At 66.4% G+C, this 16,643-nt stretch carries 18 protein-coding genes and 1 pseudogene; 11 read left to right on the plus strand and 8 right to left on the minus strand.

The genetic code is table 11. The features are described from left to right. Positions 1-53: 53 nt before the first annotated feature. Positions 54-1,343 (minus strand): glycosyltransferase, encoded by a 1,290-nt coding sequence (locus OG225_RS11180; protein ID WP_405181601.1) that lies wholly within the window; start codon positions 1,341-1,343, stop codon positions 54-56. Between the two features lie 142 nt (positions 1,344-1,485). On the opposite strand from OG225_RS11180, the gene OG225_RS11185 reads away from it, so the two are divergent. Beyond that, a complete protein-coding gene (locus tag OG225_RS11185; RefSeq protein ID WP_405181602.1) occupies positions 1,486-2,055 on the plus strand; it encodes a TetR/AcrR family transcriptional regulator in 570 nt (189 codons plus the stop codon). 84 nt (positions 2,056-2,139) lie between these two features. Here OG225_RS11185 and OG225_RS11190 read toward each other — a convergent pair whose 3' ends face one another. The 3 genes from OG225_RS11190 to OG225_RS11200 form a co-directional block, all read right to left on the minus strand. Continuing rightward, entirely contained in the window at positions 2,140-2,637 is a 498-nt protein-coding gene (locus OG225_RS11190; protein ID WP_405181603.1) for a hypothetical protein, read from the minus strand. 440 nt (positions 2,638-3,077) lie between these two features. Beyond that, positions 3,078-4,796: an MOSC domain-containing protein gene (locus tag OG225_RS11195; protein ID WP_405181604.1), complete on the minus strand. Its 1,719-nt coding sequence runs from the start codon at positions 4,794-4,796 to the stop codon at positions 3,078-3,080. 59 nt (positions 4,797-4,855) lie between these two features. After that, a complete protein-coding gene (locus tag OG225_RS11200) occupies positions 4,856-5,623 on the minus strand; it encodes a transcriptional regulator (protein ID WP_405181605.1) in 768 nt (255 codons plus the stop codon). 89 nt (positions 5,624-5,712) lie between these two features. On the opposite strand from OG225_RS11200, the gene OG225_RS11205 reads away from it, so the two are divergent. Next, entirely contained in the window at positions 5,713-6,408 is a 696-nt protein-coding gene (locus OG225_RS11205; protein ID WP_405181606.1) for a hypothetical protein, read from the plus strand. Between the two features lie 376 nt (positions 6,409-6,784). Here OG225_RS11205 and OG225_RS11210 read toward each other — a convergent pair whose 3' ends face one another. Beyond that, positions 6,785-7,054 carry a hypothetical protein gene (locus OG225_RS11210; RefSeq protein WP_405181607.1) on the minus strand — a complete coding sequence of 90 codons (270 nt, stop codon included), beginning with the start codon at positions 7,052-7,054 and terminating at the stop codon, positions 6,785-6,787. Positions 7,055-7,121: 67 nt separating this feature from the next. On the opposite strand from OG225_RS11210, the gene OG225_RS11215 reads away from it, so the two are divergent. The 5 genes from OG225_RS11215 to OG225_RS11235 all read left to right on the plus strand — a co-directional run bounded on the left by OG225_RS11215 (position 7,122) and on the right by OG225_RS11235 (position 10,140). After that, positions 7,122-7,583: an SLATT domain-containing protein gene (locus OG225_RS11215; protein ID WP_405181608.1), complete on the plus strand. Its 462-nt coding sequence runs from the start codon at positions 7,122-7,124 to the stop codon at positions 7,581-7,583. A gap of 433 nt (positions 7,584-8,016) precedes the next feature. After that, positions 8,017-8,355, plus strand: coding sequence for a hypothetical protein (locus tag OG225_RS11220; RefSeq protein ID WP_405181609.1), 339 nt, complete (start codon positions 8,017-8,019; stop codon positions 8,353-8,355). Between the two features lie 118 nt (positions 8,356-8,473). Further along, a complete protein-coding gene (locus OG225_RS11225) occupies positions 8,474-9,079 on the plus strand; it encodes a hypothetical protein (RefSeq protein WP_405181610.1) in 606 nt (201 codons plus the stop codon). Then, positions 9,080-9,568 carry a hypothetical protein gene (locus tag OG225_RS11230; RefSeq protein ID WP_405181611.1) on the plus strand — a complete coding sequence of 163 codons (489 nt, stop codon included), beginning with the start codon at positions 9,080-9,082 and terminating at the stop codon, positions 9,566-9,568. A 311-nt stretch (positions 9,569-9,879) separates the two neighbouring features. After that, positions 9,880-10,140: a hypothetical protein gene (locus OG225_RS11235; protein ID WP_405183537.1), complete on the plus strand. Its 261-nt coding sequence runs from the start codon at positions 9,880-9,882 to the stop codon at positions 10,138-10,140. A gap of 213 nt (positions 10,141-10,353) precedes the next feature. Here OG225_RS11235 and OG225_RS11240 read toward each other — a convergent pair. Continuing rightward, a pseudogene (locus OG225_RS11240) lies at positions 10,354-10,497 on the minus strand (transcriptional regulator); the annotation flags it as partial. A gap of 100 nt (positions 10,498-10,597) precedes the next feature. Here OG225_RS11240 and OG225_RS11245 point away from each other — a divergent pair. The 3 genes from OG225_RS11245 to OG225_RS11255 are packed head-to-tail and all read left to right on the plus strand — an operon-like array spanning position 10,598 to position 11,980. Further along, entirely contained in the window at positions 10,598-10,960 is a 363-nt protein-coding gene (locus OG225_RS11245; protein WP_405181612.1) for a hypothetical protein, read from the plus strand. Then, on the plus strand, positions 10,957-11,223 hold the full coding sequence (locus OG225_RS11250) for an SDR family NAD(P)-dependent oxidoreductase (RefSeq protein ID WP_405181613.1): 267 nt from the start codon (positions 10,957-10,959) through the stop codon (positions 11,221-11,223). The genes OG225_RS11245 and OG225_RS11250 overlap by 4 nt, the downstream gene beginning before the upstream one ends. Before the next feature lie 7 nt (positions 11,224-11,230). Beyond that, positions 11,231-11,980 carry a transposase gene (locus OG225_RS11255; protein ID WP_405181614.1) on the plus strand — a complete coding sequence of 250 codons (750 nt, stop codon included), beginning with the start codon at positions 11,231-11,233 and terminating at the stop codon, positions 11,978-11,980. A 25-nt stretch (positions 11,981-12,005) separates the two neighbouring features. Here OG225_RS11255 and OG225_RS11260 read toward each other — a convergent pair whose 3' ends face one another. Further along, on the minus strand, positions 12,006-14,312 hold the full coding sequence (locus OG225_RS11260) for a helicase-associated domain-containing protein (RefSeq protein WP_405181615.1): 2,307 nt from the start codon (positions 14,310-14,312) through the stop codon (positions 12,006-12,008). 112 nt (positions 14,313-14,424) lie between these two features. Between OG225_RS11260 and OG225_RS11265 the strand changes: the two genes are divergently transcribed. Further along, positions 14,425-15,120, plus strand: coding sequence for an SGNH/GDSL hydrolase family protein (locus tag OG225_RS11265; protein WP_405181616.1), 696 nt, complete (start codon positions 14,425-14,427; stop codon positions 15,118-15,120). A gap of 96 nt (positions 15,121-15,216) precedes the next feature. On the opposite strand, the gene OG225_RS11270 is transcribed toward OG225_RS11265, so the two are convergent. Next, positions 15,217-16,578, minus strand: coding sequence for an FAD-dependent monooxygenase (locus OG225_RS11270; protein WP_405181617.1), 1,362 nt, complete (start codon positions 16,576-16,578; stop codon positions 15,217-15,219). Between the last annotated feature and the right edge of the window lie 65 nt (positions 16,579-16,643).

The raw sequence follows: 16,643 nt of genomic DNA on the forward strand, positions 1-16,643 counted from the left end.
CCGCCGGCCATCGACGTCGATCAGGTTGTCGGCCGATGTGATTCGAGCGTCGCCTACCGGATCGTCGCGGCCGAGACGGCGGCCACGGTGTCGACGAGTTCATCGATCCCCCGCGCGGCGCCGATCTGCTCGCCCAGCGCGGCGGCTGCCTCCCGATAGCTGGGCGAGGCGAGTGCTTTTCGCACGGCTCGGCGTATCGAGGTGGCGCCCGGGCGGCCGGTGCGCAGATCGATTCCGCTGCCCGACCAGGCGACTCGGGCGGCCACCTCGGGTTTGTCCTCGGTGTCTCCGGCGATGACGATCGGCACGCCATGCGCGAGCGCGTATTGGACGCCGCCGTATCCGCCGTTGGTCACCAGCAGGTTCAGCCGGGGAAAGAGACGGTCGTAGGGGAGGAACTGCGCGGCCAGGACATTGTCCGGCAGTACTCCGAGTTGCTCGATCGGTCGGCCACCCGTGGTGACGACGACGAGGACATCCTCGGTCGCGAGTGCGTCGAGCGTGGGGCGCACGAGTTCGTCGAAGTTCTGGTTGGCGATGGTTCCCTGGGTGACCAGCACCACCGGTCGGGAGGTGTCGAGTTCGTCCCACCAGGACGGAAGGGGTCCGTCGGTGGACGCGATGACCGGACCGGCGAAGCGCACGGGCACCGCGAGATCGGGGCGCGGGTACTCGAAACCCGGCACGGACAACTGGACGATCGCGTCCGCCTCGCTCATCCAGTTGATGACGAAAGTTTCGGCATCGCGTCCGTGCACGGAACGGTACAGCGCGTCGACGTCGGCTTGGACCGGGGCGAAGATCCACTTCTCGACCAGGGTGCGCAGGACGGCGTTGCGCGGGCGGTTGACGGGGCCGCGCCACGGCTGGAGCCCGAGTCCGAACGGCGGCACCGCCGAGGAGCTGAGCGGCAGGGGAAGCATGCCCGCGACGATCACCGGCGGTCGCCTGTCCCGAGGATGACCGCTGAGGAGCATGGCGCCGACGAAGGTCGGGTCGACCACGACCGTGTCGGGTGAGGTTTCGGCGGCCAGTGTGTGCGCCAGGAGCGCGTCGTATTGGGCGCGGGCGGGTCGCAGGAAATTCTGGGCGACGTCGTGGCGCAATCCGGCGATCCCGGTCGGCCGGTCGCTGTCGGGGCCCGTGCCGAGGAGTCGGTCGTCGTAGTCGGCTTCGGCCGGTAGAGCGATGAATCGGCTTCCGGTCCGCGTGACCGCGTCGGCGAACCGCGCTCCGGTCAGGAATTCGACCCGATCCCCTCGCCGGGTGAGTTCGGTGGCGATTCCGAGCAGGGGAGTGACGTGCCCGTGTATCGGGACGCTGGCGATGAGGTAGTGGGCCATGATCTTCCTTCGGTGGCGGTCGGCTGGTATGCGATAACATTCACCTGTACGAAGTACAGGTGAATCTGGTCGAAGGAATATGGTGTCCGAGCCGCTTTACGTTTCACCGCTGCGAGCGCGACAGGCGGCGGCCACGCGCCGGATGGTCATAGACACGGCCGCGCAACTCTTCGCGGCCCAGGGCTACGGGCCCACGTCGTTGCGCCAGATCGCGCAGACGGCGGGAGTTTCGCTCGAGACCGTGCGGGCCCAGGGGCGAAAGCGCAGTCTGCTGGCGTCGTCGGTGCGAGTGCTCAGTTTCGGCCGTGACGTCGACGAGCCCGTGCTCGCGGCTCCCGAAGCCGACGATCTCCGGAAAGCCTCGACCCCCGACGAGTTCGCGCTGGCGGCGGCCCGACTACTGACCGGACTCGCCTCGCGCACGGTGGGGGTGTGGCGGGCTTTCGTGTCGGCGGCCGCCGACGACCCGGAGGTGGATGCCGAACTGTCGCAGGTTCAGGCGTCGGTGAGGGCGAATGTCGGCAGCGCGGTCGAGATGCTGTCCGGTCGCGGCTGGCTGCGATCCGATATCGAACCCGACGAACTCGCCGTGAGCCTGTGGCTGCTGGTCTCCATCGAGAACTACGACAAGCTGACCGGTCGCCTCGGCTGGAGCCCCCGACGTTACGAGCAGTGGCTGACGCGCGCGCTGAGCGATCTACTGTTCCGCTGATCGCCGAATCACACCCGTCCGATGTGGACGGCCTGCCCGGCATCGATGCCCGGGCAGGTGCAGAATCGCGACAGTCCCTGCGAATTACGCGATTCGCCTGGCGATCTCGTGCAATGTCGCGAAACGCGCTTCGAGGTAGGCGAGTTCTGTGCCGTCGACGACGGTTCGCTGGATACCGGTTTCGACCAGGAACGCGCCCTGGCGATGGTCCTCGATCGTATCGATCTCGAGGGCGACGGCCACGTAGTCCGGTGCGTCGGGCATCGGGTCGGCAACCACCCGCGCGAAGCCACCGGCGCTCACGGCCACATTGCCACCGGCGAGGATCATCAGCACCACCTCGGGGCGTGCGCGCAGGCGTGTCAGCGATCCGCGATGGTTCATGAGACTCAGCAGGATTCGACGATCACCAGCGCGGACAGGCCAGGAGACGGGGATGGCGTGGAGGGTGTCGTCGGCTGTCGCGAGTACCCCGATGGTGTCACGCGGCCATTCCGGCAATGTCGGCAATTGGGGATGCCCGGCAACTTCGGTTGCCTGCGGCTGGGAAAAGGAGTGCTGTCGACGGGCTGTGGTCACCATGTGCTCGCTATCTGAGGATCCCCTTGTATTCCGATGTGGCTGCCCGGAGGAAAATTCTACGCCGGTTGTTTGCTCGCCGTTGGCAATTCGGCATATCGGCGTTTCGATCGACCGCCGCGAACTCGCGGAACCGCCACATCGTAGGGACGGGACGAGAGGAAATCGGTACCCAACGGCGAACTACCGCTGGTCCGAGTCGGTTCCGCTCGCTACCGGCGCTGTGTCGCACCTTCTCGTCGAATCGTCGGTGAGGAATATCCCGATTGCGCAACTGCCGGGCGTTGATTGCCATTCCGGAGTCCGCGCAACCCGAATCGACTTGCGCACCGAATTCGACGCCCTACTGTGAGCCCGGCTGTCGCTGTCGAGAACAGGATCAGCACTCGGGCTGCGCATCAGCCGAATTCACGATCGCTGCCGCAGACGGGTGTCCCGACCTTCTACATGTCCAGGACGATATCGGTGTAGGGCCGGGCGCAGCAGATCAGGACTTCGCCGTCGGGTGGGGCTTCCAGCGGGGTGGGACGGTAGGTGATCGCGCCGGCCAGCAGGGTGGTGGTGCAGGTGTGGCACACGCCGGTGCGGCAGCTCCACCGCGACGGGACGTCGCAGGCGTCGGCCAGGTCGAGCACGCTGTGCTCGTCTTCCGGGTAGGGCACCGAGAGGCCGCTGCGGGCGAAGGTCACCAGCGGGCCGGTGCCTGGCGGCCCGGGTGGCTGGTGCGGTGGCGGCCCGGTCTGTTCGTCGATACCGGGATTGACGGGAGCGAGGGTTCCGAACAGTTCGCTGTGGATACGAGCCGTGTCGAGACCGGAGGCGGTGAGTGCCTGCCGCATGTCCGACATGAAGGAGGTGGGGCCGCAGACGTATGCCGTCGCGGTGGCGGGGATCGACAGCGCGATCAGTTTGTCCGCGGTGAGGCGTCCGGTGTGGGTCCCGCTCGGTTCGGTGGGCGCTTCGGCGCTGTAGAACACGTGCTCGTGGCCGTGCGGAAGCGAGGCGAGCAGGGCGTGGGCTTCGGCGGCCAGCGGATGTTCCCGCGGGCGGCGTGCGCCGTGAATCCACCAGATCTCGCGTTCGCTGTCGAGGTCGGCGAGTTCGTGCAGCATGGCCAGTACGGGCGTGAGGCCGATACCGGCGGAGACCAGCAGGACGGGGCCGGTGTCGTCATCGAGGACGAAGTCGCCGCGCGGTGCCGCGGCGTCGACGGTATCGCCCGGCCGTGTCCTCGTCGTGAGGTAGGTGCTGACGCTGCCGTGCGGTTCGTGTTTGACGCTGATCCGGTAGTCGCCGTTGTCGGACACCGTCGACAGCGAGTAGCTGCGCACCGGGGCGGGTGTGCCCGCGCCGGGGAGCCGTAGCGTGAGGTATTGGCCCGCACGGACATTCGGGAGTGGGACACCATCCGGGGTGGTCGGATGGATCGAGGAGACCGTCGCGCTCTCGGGGACCACCTTCGCCACGCGCAGCGCGCGGAAGCCGGGCCAGGCCGGACCGACGGCGGTGCTCGACGCCTCGGCGGCAGCGAGCAGTTCACGGAACGAGCCCTGCCATCCCGGGCTCAGCGCGGTGAGACTTGTGGCTCGGCGCAGCGTGGCGGTGTCGCGTTCGGGCAGGTAGAGCAATGCGTCGATATCGGCCACGCTCATGGCGCCGGGGCCGATCACGGTTCTGACCATCGGGTCGCCCGCCCGTATGTGTCCTTCTCGGATGACGCGCATGTAGAAGCCCGGCCGGTGGTGGCTGACCAGCAGCGCGGGCATTTCGGGTTCATCGAGGCGCAGGCCGACGCGGTAGCAGGTGACGCGCGGCTGGGTGACTTCGAATTCGGCCTCGCCGATGCGGTACCGGTCGCCGATACAGACCTCGTCGTCGGAGAGTCCGTCGACGGTGAGATTCTCCCCGAATTGGCCGTACTCGAAGTCGTCGCGTCCGAAATGCTCCTGCCAGAACCGGTAGGACTGGATCTGGTAGACGAGCACGGCCCGCTGCTCACCGCCGTGGCCCGCGGTGTCGCCCTGACCGTCGCCGTCGATATTGAGGCGTCGGACCATCACCGGGCCGTCCTGCGGGTACTTCCACACGCCGGTGTGCACAGTTCTGCCCTGCCGGCAGTGGTCCTTCGGCATTCCGACGTTCACCGACAGCAACGATTGCATCGGTTTCCTCCAGGGACGGTGGTAGCGGTGCGCGAGCCGACAACCGAACGGGCAATCCTTCATCGAGTGTGAGGTTCGATCGATGAGCGACGAGTTGGTCGGGTAGGCGCTGTGGTCGGGATGCGACCGGACCCCGTCGGTCCTGATGCTACCGGTGATGCTTCGGCTGGTCGGACGAGAGATGGGTGGGCCGCGAGGCTGCCGAGGAGGCGGATCCGTTCCTCGGTGGGTGACCCCGGTTCGGTGGTGAGCGCGTAGAGCGTCCAGTCGGGTGTGCCGGGGAGATCCATTCCCTCGTAGACGAATTCGAGGTCGCCGAGGTCGGGGTGGTGGATCCGTTTTGTGCCGGTGCGGTGGAAGCGCACATTGTGGGCGGACCAGCGGTGGCGGAAGGTGTCGCTGCGGGTGACGAGTTCGCCGATGAGGTCGGTGAGCTCCTTGTCCAGTGGGTTCTGGCCCGCGTAGCTGCGCAGGGTCGCGACGATGGAGTTCGCGCCCAGTTCCCATTCGGGATAGCAGGTGCGCGCGGCCGGGTCGAGGAAGACGAACCGGGCATCGTTGGCTCGGTTGGCGGGATCATCGAGCACAGGGGCGAGCAGCGCACGTCCGAGCGGGTTGGTGGCGATGATGTCCATCCGCCTGTTGCGGATCCAGGCGGGCGCGTCGGTGATCGCGTCGAGGAATCGTTGCAGGCTTGGACGCACGGTGTGGTCCTGCCCCGATTTGCGGCCGCGTGTCGGCCGGGGTTGCGCGGCACGGGTGAGGTCGTGCAGGTGCTGGATTTCGGCTTCGTCGAGCAGCAGGGCGCGGGCCAGGCTGTCGAGCACGTCTTCGGAGACCCCCGTGAGGTTGCCGCGCTCGAGGCGGGCGTAGTAGTCGACGCTGATCCCGGCCAGATGTGCGCACTATGCACTCCATGTCGCCTGAACAGCGCAAGGAACACCTCGAATCCCTCGCTCATTCCGGCACCGACCCGGTCGGCCGATCGAGGCTGCGCGCAGGTGGCACTGCACGTCTGGCTCTTCGCGTGGTAGGCGGCATCGCAGGGCATTCAGTTCGGCGCTCGTTGCAGGAAAGAAGTCGCTCGGCCGCGATCGCCGATAGACACTCTGCTCGTGAGAAAGAAGCCTCGCCCAGCAGAAAACCGCGCCGATTCGGCTGGCGGATCCTGCAATCGGCGGCGGTCGACGCTGCGCTCCTACTCGAGGAAGCGATGTCAGCGGCCGATCATGCCTTCAGCATCGACCTCGCCCCAGTAATCGCGCTGGACGGCGAACTTCTTGTTCCCCGTACGCCGCTACGGGATCGCATACTCCGTGTAATAGCCGACCCGGTTCTCAATACCGAAGTGATACAACCGGTTTCGCGGTGGGTGGAGCACTTTCGGAGCGCGGTCGGTCAGATGAATCCACCGCAACGGACGGACGCCGATGACATCGCGCTCAACGCGCTGATCGACGAGTTCGCCCGAGACATCGAGAGAACCTGCTCCATCCGATTCGCGGCGCAGGTCCAGATCCGGCCGGAAGGCTACTACGCCAGCATCTGGGACGATTTCGTCCTGATCTCCCAGACGCACGTAGCCCGTCTGTCCTTGAGTGTGACCGATTGACGACCGCCAGCGCGGGGCGGCCCGATTTCCCGGAGAGGAACCGACGCTATGCACGGTATTCGGCATTTCAGGATGCTCAGACCGATTCGGTAGTAGTCGATGCGGTCGAAGACCGATCCGCAGACGGTGGATGGCACTCGCCGCCGCATCGGCATGTGCGGGTCACCGCTCGGCCCGCTCATTCCCGGTAGTCGCTACCGTAAAAGCCGTCCGGCCTGACCAGATCCACAGAAATCGACTGCCAAGTCATGGACAGCTCGATCGTCAGGTTCGGCTTATCCCGGAAGACTGTCGCTTCACGGCCGGGCTTGTCCCGCCTGCGTTCTCCCAGGATGCCGGTGAAGGCCGCACACAACTGGTCGAACGCTTCGGCCAGTCACTCGCTCAGTCCGGGCAGATCGGGATCGCCCACATCGCTGACGTAGGTGGAGATCAGGTTGGTACTCCGTGGGTTGCCGTACACATCGGATTCGGGTCGGCCGACTCTCAAGTTCGTTCGAAGGGTCGCGGATCCCCGACTGGATCGGTCGATGATCTCCCAGCCCGCGGACGCACAGAACTGCTCCATCGCACCGACGCTCCAGTCCCAACCCGGTTCCATGGCCAGACCCACGATCCGGACCGCGCCCTGAATATCGACCTGCATGTATTGAACGCTATACCGTGTCCGATTGTGGCGAGCGTGGTCGGTGAGGGCCCGCTATTGTCAGCGCGTGAGCGACTTGCCTTCTGGCTTAACACCTTTAGAACTCGCAGCCTACGTCCGGGCTCAGATCGACGCTGGTCACGCCTACGCTCGGCGCCGTAAGCACGGATTCCGGTGGCGTGCTGTCGTGCTGCGTGTAGCGCTGGTCGCCTTCTCTGCCGCGTCGACGATCATCCTCGGGCTGCAAAACCTCGATCCCTGGACCGGCACCGCGTTCGCGCTGGTGGCCGTGGTCACGGCTTTCAGCGCCCTCGAGCCATTCTTTGCCTGGCGACCCCTGTGGGTTGCCATGGAGGAAGCATCGTATCGATTCAACCGTCTCCGGGATGAACTGGCGTTCTACGTCGCCACAACCGCCGCCGACCAACTCGATCCCCAGCGAGTTCGCGATACCTTCGATGAGTACCAGAGAATCTGGGAGCAGTTGGGCACCAGCTGGATCAGACTCCGCGAACACTCCGAACGCTGACGCTCATCCAGCCTCGCTGTTCCGCGACCGCGTTCATCGGCAACTCAGTGTGTTCGTCCGGTCGAGATGAGCTGGGCTCGTGAATCTTTCACCCGTGCGGCGTGGTGACTTCGAGCAGAATTCGATGGCCCGTCGCGCGGTCGTCTCGGTTACTGGAAGCTGGACGCCGAGTATCAGTTCCGGGTTTCTCGACAAGCCGCAGTTGGAACGGTTCCACGTCGATAGGCCCCGCCTCGGGTGTCCTTGCTCCAGCCAACGTGTACCGAGTGAAATTCGCCCCGCGAAGTCGCCAGTCATAGTCGCGCAAAGGGTTCCGGTCGGGACGGTTGCCATGCGATGCCGCCCGAGATATCGGCGAGTTGCGCTGAGCCGATATCTCGTGTGAAGGTGCTTCGGTGGAGAGCGGCTGGCGTACAGCCGAGAGGGGGATCCTATGTCGGAGACTTTGAAAGTCGATCCAGTCGCACTGGATACGTTCGTCGAGGCTTTGAGGACGCTCGCCGAGGCCAATGCGAATGTCGCGACCTATCTGGACAAGTGGCTGGACCTGGATAACACCGTGTGGGGCGACGGCGGGCTCATCCGTACCGGCCTCAGCGCCGTTGCCGAGGCGCACAACAAGCTGAAGCCCAATTACGTCACCCTCGGCACCCTCGGCACCCTCGCCGAGTCGGCGGCGACCGAACTGACCAAAGTCGCGCAGGTTTACCGGACTACCGACCGCGCACGCGCCGACGAGTTGGACAGCACGTACCCCATAGGCAGCAACTGATGACCACAACGCCGTCCGAGCACTTGGTGGAACCTTCGCTCGAGGATCCCCTCAACGACAGTTTCGAGTTCCTCATCACCTCGAACGCCATTTCGCCGACGTACTGGGCTTGTAAGTGGTGCGAAAACGTCCTCGGGACGGACCCGCTGAATGGCTCACCACCAAGATCTCCGGCGATTGGGAGGCCCTGCAGAAGGCGGGCAAGGCGGTGGAAAACCTGGCTTCCTACAGCGCGAGCTTCTCCGAATCGGTCGAATCCGCCGCGACGACTGTCGACGCGACGTGGGACGGTAACGCGGCAACCAGCGCCCAAGGCTATTTCACGAAGCTCTCGACAGCGATTTCCGCGCAGGTCGAGCCATTGAAGGAGATGGCGGCCGAGATCAACCGCTTCGCGTCGACGGCGTACCATCTCTCGACCGCCATGAGTAATGCCTTGCAGACCTTGCTTGACTGGGCCGCGATGGCGGTGATCGAGTGGGCCGCGGCCGAGGCCTCAGCGCTCACCGGCGTCGGAATCTTCGCAACGGCGGCCCTCGTCGCCGCTGCCGCCGCGACCACGGCGAAGGTGATCGCGGAATGGGGTCTGCTGGTCGAGAAGTTCAACGCCGCGTACGTCGCACTCGAGGCCATCGCCGGGGTCGGCTTCGGTGTGGTCGCGGTGATCGAGTCCGCCGATATGCCGAGCCTGCCCACCGCCACCTACGATCACCCTGGAGCCTGAATGAACGCGCCCGAGCCGATTCATGATCTGGCCCATGGCGATCTCGGAGCTTCGCGCCAATTGTCCCGGGCGATTCGGGTGCTGATGGATACCGCCACCGATCCGCAATTGAAGGAGCAGTTGCGCGGCGTCCTCGAAGGCAAGGGCAGTGCTCGCGAATTGATGCATAGCGAGGCATTCAATCGGGTGCTCGATCGCACGTTGCCCGCCGCCATGCAGCAGTTCGCGGACTTGTCGGAGGAGGAACGACAACGGCTGGCGGCCCAGGGCCAAGCCGAGTTGGTGCGACTCCGGTCCGAGCCACTAGAGGACCAGCGGCCGTCGGACCAGCCGACACCCCCTCCTGCGGCGCAGTCGGCGCCCGCCGGGAACGCCGTAATCCCAGGTACCCGCAAGCCCAACCGCGATCGCATCGTAGCCCCGACTGATGACGACGACGAGGACGACGAACACTTCCGGGACCGCCGACAGCGCGGATGGTTGCAGTGACCAGGGCGCAGGTGGTTTTCGACACCGAGGTCAACCCGGATTGGACGCCGACTCTCTCATCGGCCCCTACGGAGCTCGTTCTCACCGAGCCGATGCCGGGGCTGTGCAGCGAGCACGGTATCACCGCCAGTGAGACCCGTGCCTGCACAGTCAATTCTAGTGGCCCACTATCGGAGCTGCCGACACCGCGAGCCTTGTTGCGGTCCGTGAAACCCGGGCGGGCGGCCCCGGTCCTTGCGCGCGTCCGCTTCGACTGCCCGGCTTGCGAGTTCTGTCTCCACGCGGTCCGGCGCTTTCGTCGAATCGCGCTGTTGGCACTGCTGGCGATACCACTGACAATCGCGGCCGTCCTCATCGCACGAGCCCTTGAACTCGAACCGCTCTATCTACCTTTGGCTTTCGTGATCGTGCCCGGATGCATGCCGATCGCGGTGCTGGTGGCGGTGCTGTCCTGGAGTCGCTCCCGCTATTTCGCCGATGTCTGGACGAACGAAACAGCCGACCAGCTGATCATTTCCGCGCACCCGGATTTCGTGGCCGCGGTCGAGCAAAATCGGGCCGGGAATCGCTGAACGCCCACCGGAGCACCACAACAGGCGCTCAGAATTTTCGCAGCTCAGCCATCGGAGCCGCCGAACGATCGACTTGTTCACAGGCACTCGGAGCGTTTCGACACCTGCCAACATGCTGTACTCGAATCCCGCGGCATCTGCCGGACCTGTCCACTCGACTGCACGCGGAACCGAAAGCTGCCGAGAGCTATTCGGGAGGTGTAACCGGCATCTCACCCCGGCCATCAGCGCCACCTCCTCACGGCGCAGGCCCGGCACTCGCCGATGACCGGCTCCGGTGATGATGCCCACCTGTTCGGGGCTGATCCGTGCGCGTCGGGTCCGCAGGAACTCGCTCACCTCGGTCCGGTTGTCCATGCCCTCCACGGTAGGTCCTTCCGGTCTCGGGAAGGAGGACCTATCGGTACACGGAACAACGGTCACTTCAGAGACCGTCGGTAGGACGTCGAATGGTGGCGTGAGTACGGACTGCGCCATCGCACCGCCCCGCACGGGCGCCACCGACCCCCGGCACGGGCGTGCGGTCCTGGCGATCGTGCTGGTCAGCCACTTGCCCGTCTCCGGCACGACGCGCGTCTCCCATCTCCTGGAGCACATCCGCGCCGGAGAGGTCACCTCCATCACCGACGAGTTGCGCGAACTCGCCGAGATCACCGAGGCGGACCAGAAAGCCTGGGGCCGGGGAGACCACTATCCCGGACACACGCGGTCACCGACCCCGACGCCGAACACGCGGGTCGTCCCAGGTGCTCGCGCCAGCGCGCTCGGGACGCCGAGAACCGAGTATCGAAGTCGGCATCACACCAGGAGGACGCCATGACCACCCCATCGAACGCCCCTCGCACCGCCGTTGTCACGGGTGCTTCCTCGGGCATCGGTGAGGCGGCCGCCCGTGCCCTGCACAGTGCGGGCTATCGGGTCGCGCTGCTGGCTCGTCGGACCGACGGATCGACGCTCTCGCCGCAGAACTCGGTGACGGGGTGCTCGCCGTTCCCTCCGATGTCACCGACCGCGATTCCCTGTCCGCGGCCGCCGAGCGGGTGCGCGCGGAACTCATCTGCTCGCGTCGGCGGTAGTCGATGAGCATGGGTTGCGAATCGATGCGCTCGATGCCGATGTCCCCGCATCGTGGGTGACCGGCGACGAGGTCTACGGCAGTGACCCGAAACTGGCTGCCGCTCTCCGAGCCCGCGGCACCGGTTACGTTCTCGCTGTCGCTTGCGATCATCGCTTCGAGGCACCGACCGGCCGCGTCCGCGCCGATATCCTCGCGAAAAGCTTGCCGAAACGGGCGTGGCAGCTACTCTCGGCCGGTGATGGGGCCAAAGGCCCCCGCGTCTACGACTGGGCCTGGATCGAGATCGGCGCCGACGGCGACAATCCCGGCCCCGGACATTGTTGGCCGGTGATCCGCCGCATCCAGCACACCGGGGAACTCGCGTACTACCGCTGCTGGAACAGGCAACCGGTGTCACTGGCCCGGCTGGTGAAAGTGGCCGGTCGACGCTGGTCGACGGAGGAGAATTTCCAATCCGCCAAGACCCTGACCGGCCTGGACCAGCACCGAGTCCGGGGTTGGCGCTCCTGGCACCGCTGGACCCTGCTCGCGATGCTCGCCCACGCCTTCCTCACCGTCGCGGCCATCACCCACCCCACCGAACCAGCTTCCACCGACCTGATCACATTGACCCGCAACGAAATCCGGCATCTGCTCACCACCCCGGTTCTCACGCCGATCCACAACCCCGGCTACCGGATGCGCTGGTCGCACTGGCGACGCCGACACCAATACCGCGCCCGCCGCAGCCACTACCAGCGACGATCCCAACTCACACCGTGAACCGGAAGTCCGGCTGGAGTACCAGCTAGTCGATCGGCTCGACGGCGAGGATGTTGGCGACGGTGAAGTCCCGGTGGGCCTCGGCCAGGTGGCACCACGCCTCCAGCCATTTGTGGCGGACACCGTGTGGGGTGATGGGGCGGACGGTGTGTTTCCGGTTCTTGTCGAGGTAGCTGATGATCACCTCGTAGTCGTTGGCGACCGCGTCGGCGAGCAGCGCGATCTCGGTTTCGCCGAGGCGAGGGTTCAGCCGACGCAGGGCTGTGGTGAATTCGTTGTCCTCGGGTTCGGCCGCCGGTACTCCGCTCACCAGCGCGACGCACAGCTCGGCCGCGCTCGATCGAACGCGCCGACGTACAGATCGAGGCTCGGGTGCGACGTGGCGTTGTCGTGATCGCACGATCACCGCCCCCGAGGAATCCTCCGCTGTCGGGGCGTGGCCCGAGGCTCGCAGACGGGTCAGCACGGTGTCGCGGTCGTGTGGACTCGACAGCACCGTGGGCGCGAGCCGCGCGAAATCCAGTCCGGCGAGTGAACGGGTGTGCAGGAGTTCGGTGATCGTCACCTCGTCGGCGACCACACAGCACAGCATGTCGCGTACTCGGATGCGGCCGTGTCGCCGCGCGACGTCGTTGACCAGGAATTCCAGTGGCTGCGGCAGCGGGCGATCGGACAGTCCGGCGAGCTGGGCGAGCAGGCTCTCGGCTGTCGTTCCCGCGTCCAACGCCGCTCGCACCGTCTCGGGGGTGAAGCGCCACACACCCGCCGCCCCCTTGGTTTCCGGTGCCGCCGCGACCGCCAGCAGGTCCGCGAGATCGGGGCTGGGACGACCGGCGACCACGGCGGTCAGGTCGGACTGCAGAGTCACCGAGCACGGGATGTCGGGAAGTCGCACCTGGTGCGCCAGATCCTCGACGAGGGTTTCCGGCTCGGCGGCGTCGGCGACAACAACGAGTGTTTCGCCGTATTCGGTCAACGCGTCCCCGGCGAGGACTCCCACGAACTCCGCTTCCCACATCGCGGCGGCGATCTTGGTCGCGCGCAGTTGCGGCGGGTAACCGTGGAACGGGCAGAACCAGTCGATCCGCTCCCCGGCGGCGGCCACCGACCGTCCGCCCGCCGCGGCGCGCAGCAGTGCGCGCCGCAGCACTCCCGCCGTCGAGCCGAGTGGCAGCGGTGGCGGAACATCTTTGTCGTCGGCGCCTTCTCGACTGGTCGGCGCGTGCTCGAGTTCGAACCAGGCGGCGATCAGCGCTGCCCATTGCCGTGCGGGCGGCTCGTCGCGCCACAACCGGTAGGCGGTGGTGGGGGCATACCCGGTCTCGCTGGGGCCCAACAGTCCCGCCGCGAAGGCCAAGTCGACCGACAGCACGAAGGCGTCGTCGGAGACCGCGAGCCTGCTTGCCCATCGGGTGCGTTCCCTGGTCCCGATGCCACCCTTCTTCAACGCCGGGATCGGGGTCGCCGACGCCTCGTCCAGCAGCCCGGTCATCGTGCGCAGCGACTCCTCGGCCGCCGCGCGCCCGCTCGTCTGGGGTACCGAGGTGGGCGCGAGGTCGGGAGGTCCGCTCAGCGTGGGTGCGGTCTCGGCGAGCCACGACGCCACGGCCACCTCCCACGGCACCTCCCAGCGGTGGTTGACCCGCAGCAGTAGACCCGCCTCGGCGAGTGGCCGACTCTGGTCCGGGCGCGACTGTGTTTGCCGGAAGGCGTAATAGGGTTCGGTGACACCGAAGCGAAGCTGACGGAGTTGATCGCGTGACTTCTTCGGCAACGCCGATACCCGCGCGGCCATCCCCCGGACGTCGGTCATCGTCTCGACCACCCGGGTGACCAACTCCGCTTTGCGCAGCCCGGTCGAGGCGATGCCGAGGGCGTCGGCGGTGGCACGCAGCTCATCGACGTACACCGTCCGCGCGATGGTCGCGGCAGGCTTGCCGCGCCCGATCTCGGCTGCCCAGTGCTGCGCCAACGGCTCCGGCAGACACGGTCGGTCTACCTCGATCCAGGCCAGCCCGCAGGCACTCAACTCGGTGACGGCGGCGTGCACCTGGTGTTCGTCCGCGTCCAGCAGCCGCGCCACCGACACGACCGTCGCCGACGTTCCCAGTGCCGCGATCGCGCGCCCGACGGCCATCAGATCTTCGTTCAGCAGTTGCATCGCGGCAGTGAGCGACGCCGGTCCGCTCAATCGCTCGGCGAGCTGGTCGAAATCGCGCGGCGCCGGTACGGTCCGTACGTCGGGGCGAGCGTGCAGCAGCGCTGTCAGTGCCGCCTCGTCCATGCCTGCCAGATGCGTCGCGAACGATCCCGTCACCACCACCGATTGCATGCCAGGCATTCTGCCCGCCGAGCCGGTAACCCGACAGGTCGGGTACTACGCCGCTCCAGCGGACGTGAGCGCTGTGCGACCATGGGCGTGTTCCGAGGACGAAGGGTCACCTATGGCTGACAGGCGAGTGTTGTGTTTCGGGGATTCGTTGACATGGGGATGGGTTCCCAGGTCCCCTCCTGTTCCGACCGAGCGATACGTGCGCGATATCCGCTGGACCGGAGTCATGGCCGATCAACTCGGCAGTGACTACTCGATCATCGAAGAAGGACTCAGCGCCAGGACGACGACAGCGGATGATCCCACCGACCCGCGCCTGAATGCCTCGACGTACCTCCCCGCCGCATTGGCGACTCACCTGCCCCTCGATCTCGCGATCATCATGCTCGGCACCAACGACACGAAAAGCTATCTGGGCCGCTCCGCCTTCGACATCGGCATCGGTATGTCGGTGCTGGTAGGGCAGGTGCTGGCCGCCGCGGGAGGCATCGGCACCCTTTATCCCGCACCGAAAGTGCTGATCGTGGCACCACCGCCCCTCGCGCGGATCGACGACGCGTGGTTCGAGATGACCTTCGCGGGCGGAAGAGAGAAGACGATCGAGCTGGCCCGGGTATACGAAGCGCTCGCGACGTTCATGGGTGTCGAATTCCTCGACGCGGGTTCGGTGATACGGACCGAGGGCATCGACGGTATCCACTTCACCGAAAAGAACAATCTCGACCTCGGGATCGCTTTGGCGCGGCGGGTGCGGCACATCCTCGAGGCAGCCGATCCCGGCCCGGCTACCGAACACGCCGACGCGTAGGTGTCGTTCGGTGTGGCGGTTCGGCCCCTACCCGGTCCAGCCGGTTGCCGCACCCCCGGCTGCTGCTGTCGGTCATCGGCACCTCGAACTGCGTGCTCAGGGCACCGACTCGATGTATCCATCGGGGCGGACAACCATGACGGGTAGTCCATCGGGCTGTACGCGGACCGGGCCCACGGCGTCGGACGGTATCGCCGCGAGTACCGAGGCCGGGGCGAAAGTTCCCTCCAGCGGATGGCGACCCGCTGGTGTGGGAAGTCGGTTCGCGGTTCCCGACACCATTTCGGCGAGGTGACGTTTGGCCTGGGGCAGCTCGATGAGTTCGGCGACCACCGCGCGCAGTGCCTCGCTGTGCGGGTCGGTGCGCAGCAGGGCGCTCTGGGCGAGGGTATTACGCAGGACGCGCTGGGCCGCCGGTCGGCGTTCGCGCTCGTAGCTGTCGAGAAGATCGACGTCACCGCCCGCGACGACAGCGGCGAGTTTCCATCCGAGGTTGGCCGCGTCCTGGAGTCCGACATTGAGTCCCTGACCGCCCATGGGGGAGTGCAGGTGCGCGGCATCACCGGCCAGCAGTATCCGGCCGCGCCGATAGTTCCGTGCCAGACGGGCGTAGTCGGTGACGCGAGTCGCTCGTTCGAACGCGGTGACAGTGATGTCAGCGCCGCTGACCCGCCTGATCGCGTCCGTGAATTCGGCTCGACCGACAGGACCGCGCCGGTCGGGTGCCGGACGGTCGAACTCGACGACGACGATCTCGCCCGGCGGCGGGTTCACGAACATCAGACCGGTAGCGGTCCGGTGAATACCGGGCTGTACCAGATCGGCTGGTTCGAGCGTGGCGTGCGCCATCAGCACGTGCATGGCGGGATCGGTGCTGTCGAAAGCGAACCCGGTGCGCACGATGCCCGAACCGCCGTCGCAGCCGACCAGCCATCGTGCCTGCTCCGTCGAGCCGTCCGAGAAGCCGATGTGGACATGGTTCCCACGATCGGTGACGTCGGTGACTTCGTAGCCGTCGCGCGATACCGCGCCGCTGTCGTGAGCGTGCTCGGTGAGGACCTCGACCAGCCGATCCTGCCAAACCTCCAGTTGTCCTGGCACATCGGCGAGGACGTCGTCCCGGTCGATCAACGGGAGCATCGCGAAGTGCCCTTTCAAACGCGTTGTGCCCCAGCTTTCGACGAGCTCGGCGATTTCCGGTGGCGCCTGCTCGCCCGGTGCGCCGGTGAAATCCGCGATGCCGGGGCCGTTCTCGGCTGCCGCGCGGGCTCGCACCCTGTCGAGCAACCCGCGCCAGCCGAGCAATTGCAGTGTTCTGGCTTGCAGCCCGCGATCACCACCGTCCTCGGGCCCGCCCGCACCCCGCGATTTCCGTTCGTAGACGACAACCGATACCCCGCCGCGTCGTAGTTCCGCCGCCAGGAACAAGCCGACGGGCCCACCGCCGACAATCGCCACATCCCACATAGTGCACCCTCGTTCATCGGTTCGACTGTGGATGCCAGTGTCGTGCGACTATCGAT

Source organism: Nocardia sp. NBC_01377, from assembly GCF_045040005.1.
GTDB classification, from domain to species: domain Bacteria; phylum Actinomycetota; class Actinomycetes; order Mycobacteriales; family Mycobacteriaceae; genus Nocardia; species Nocardia noduli.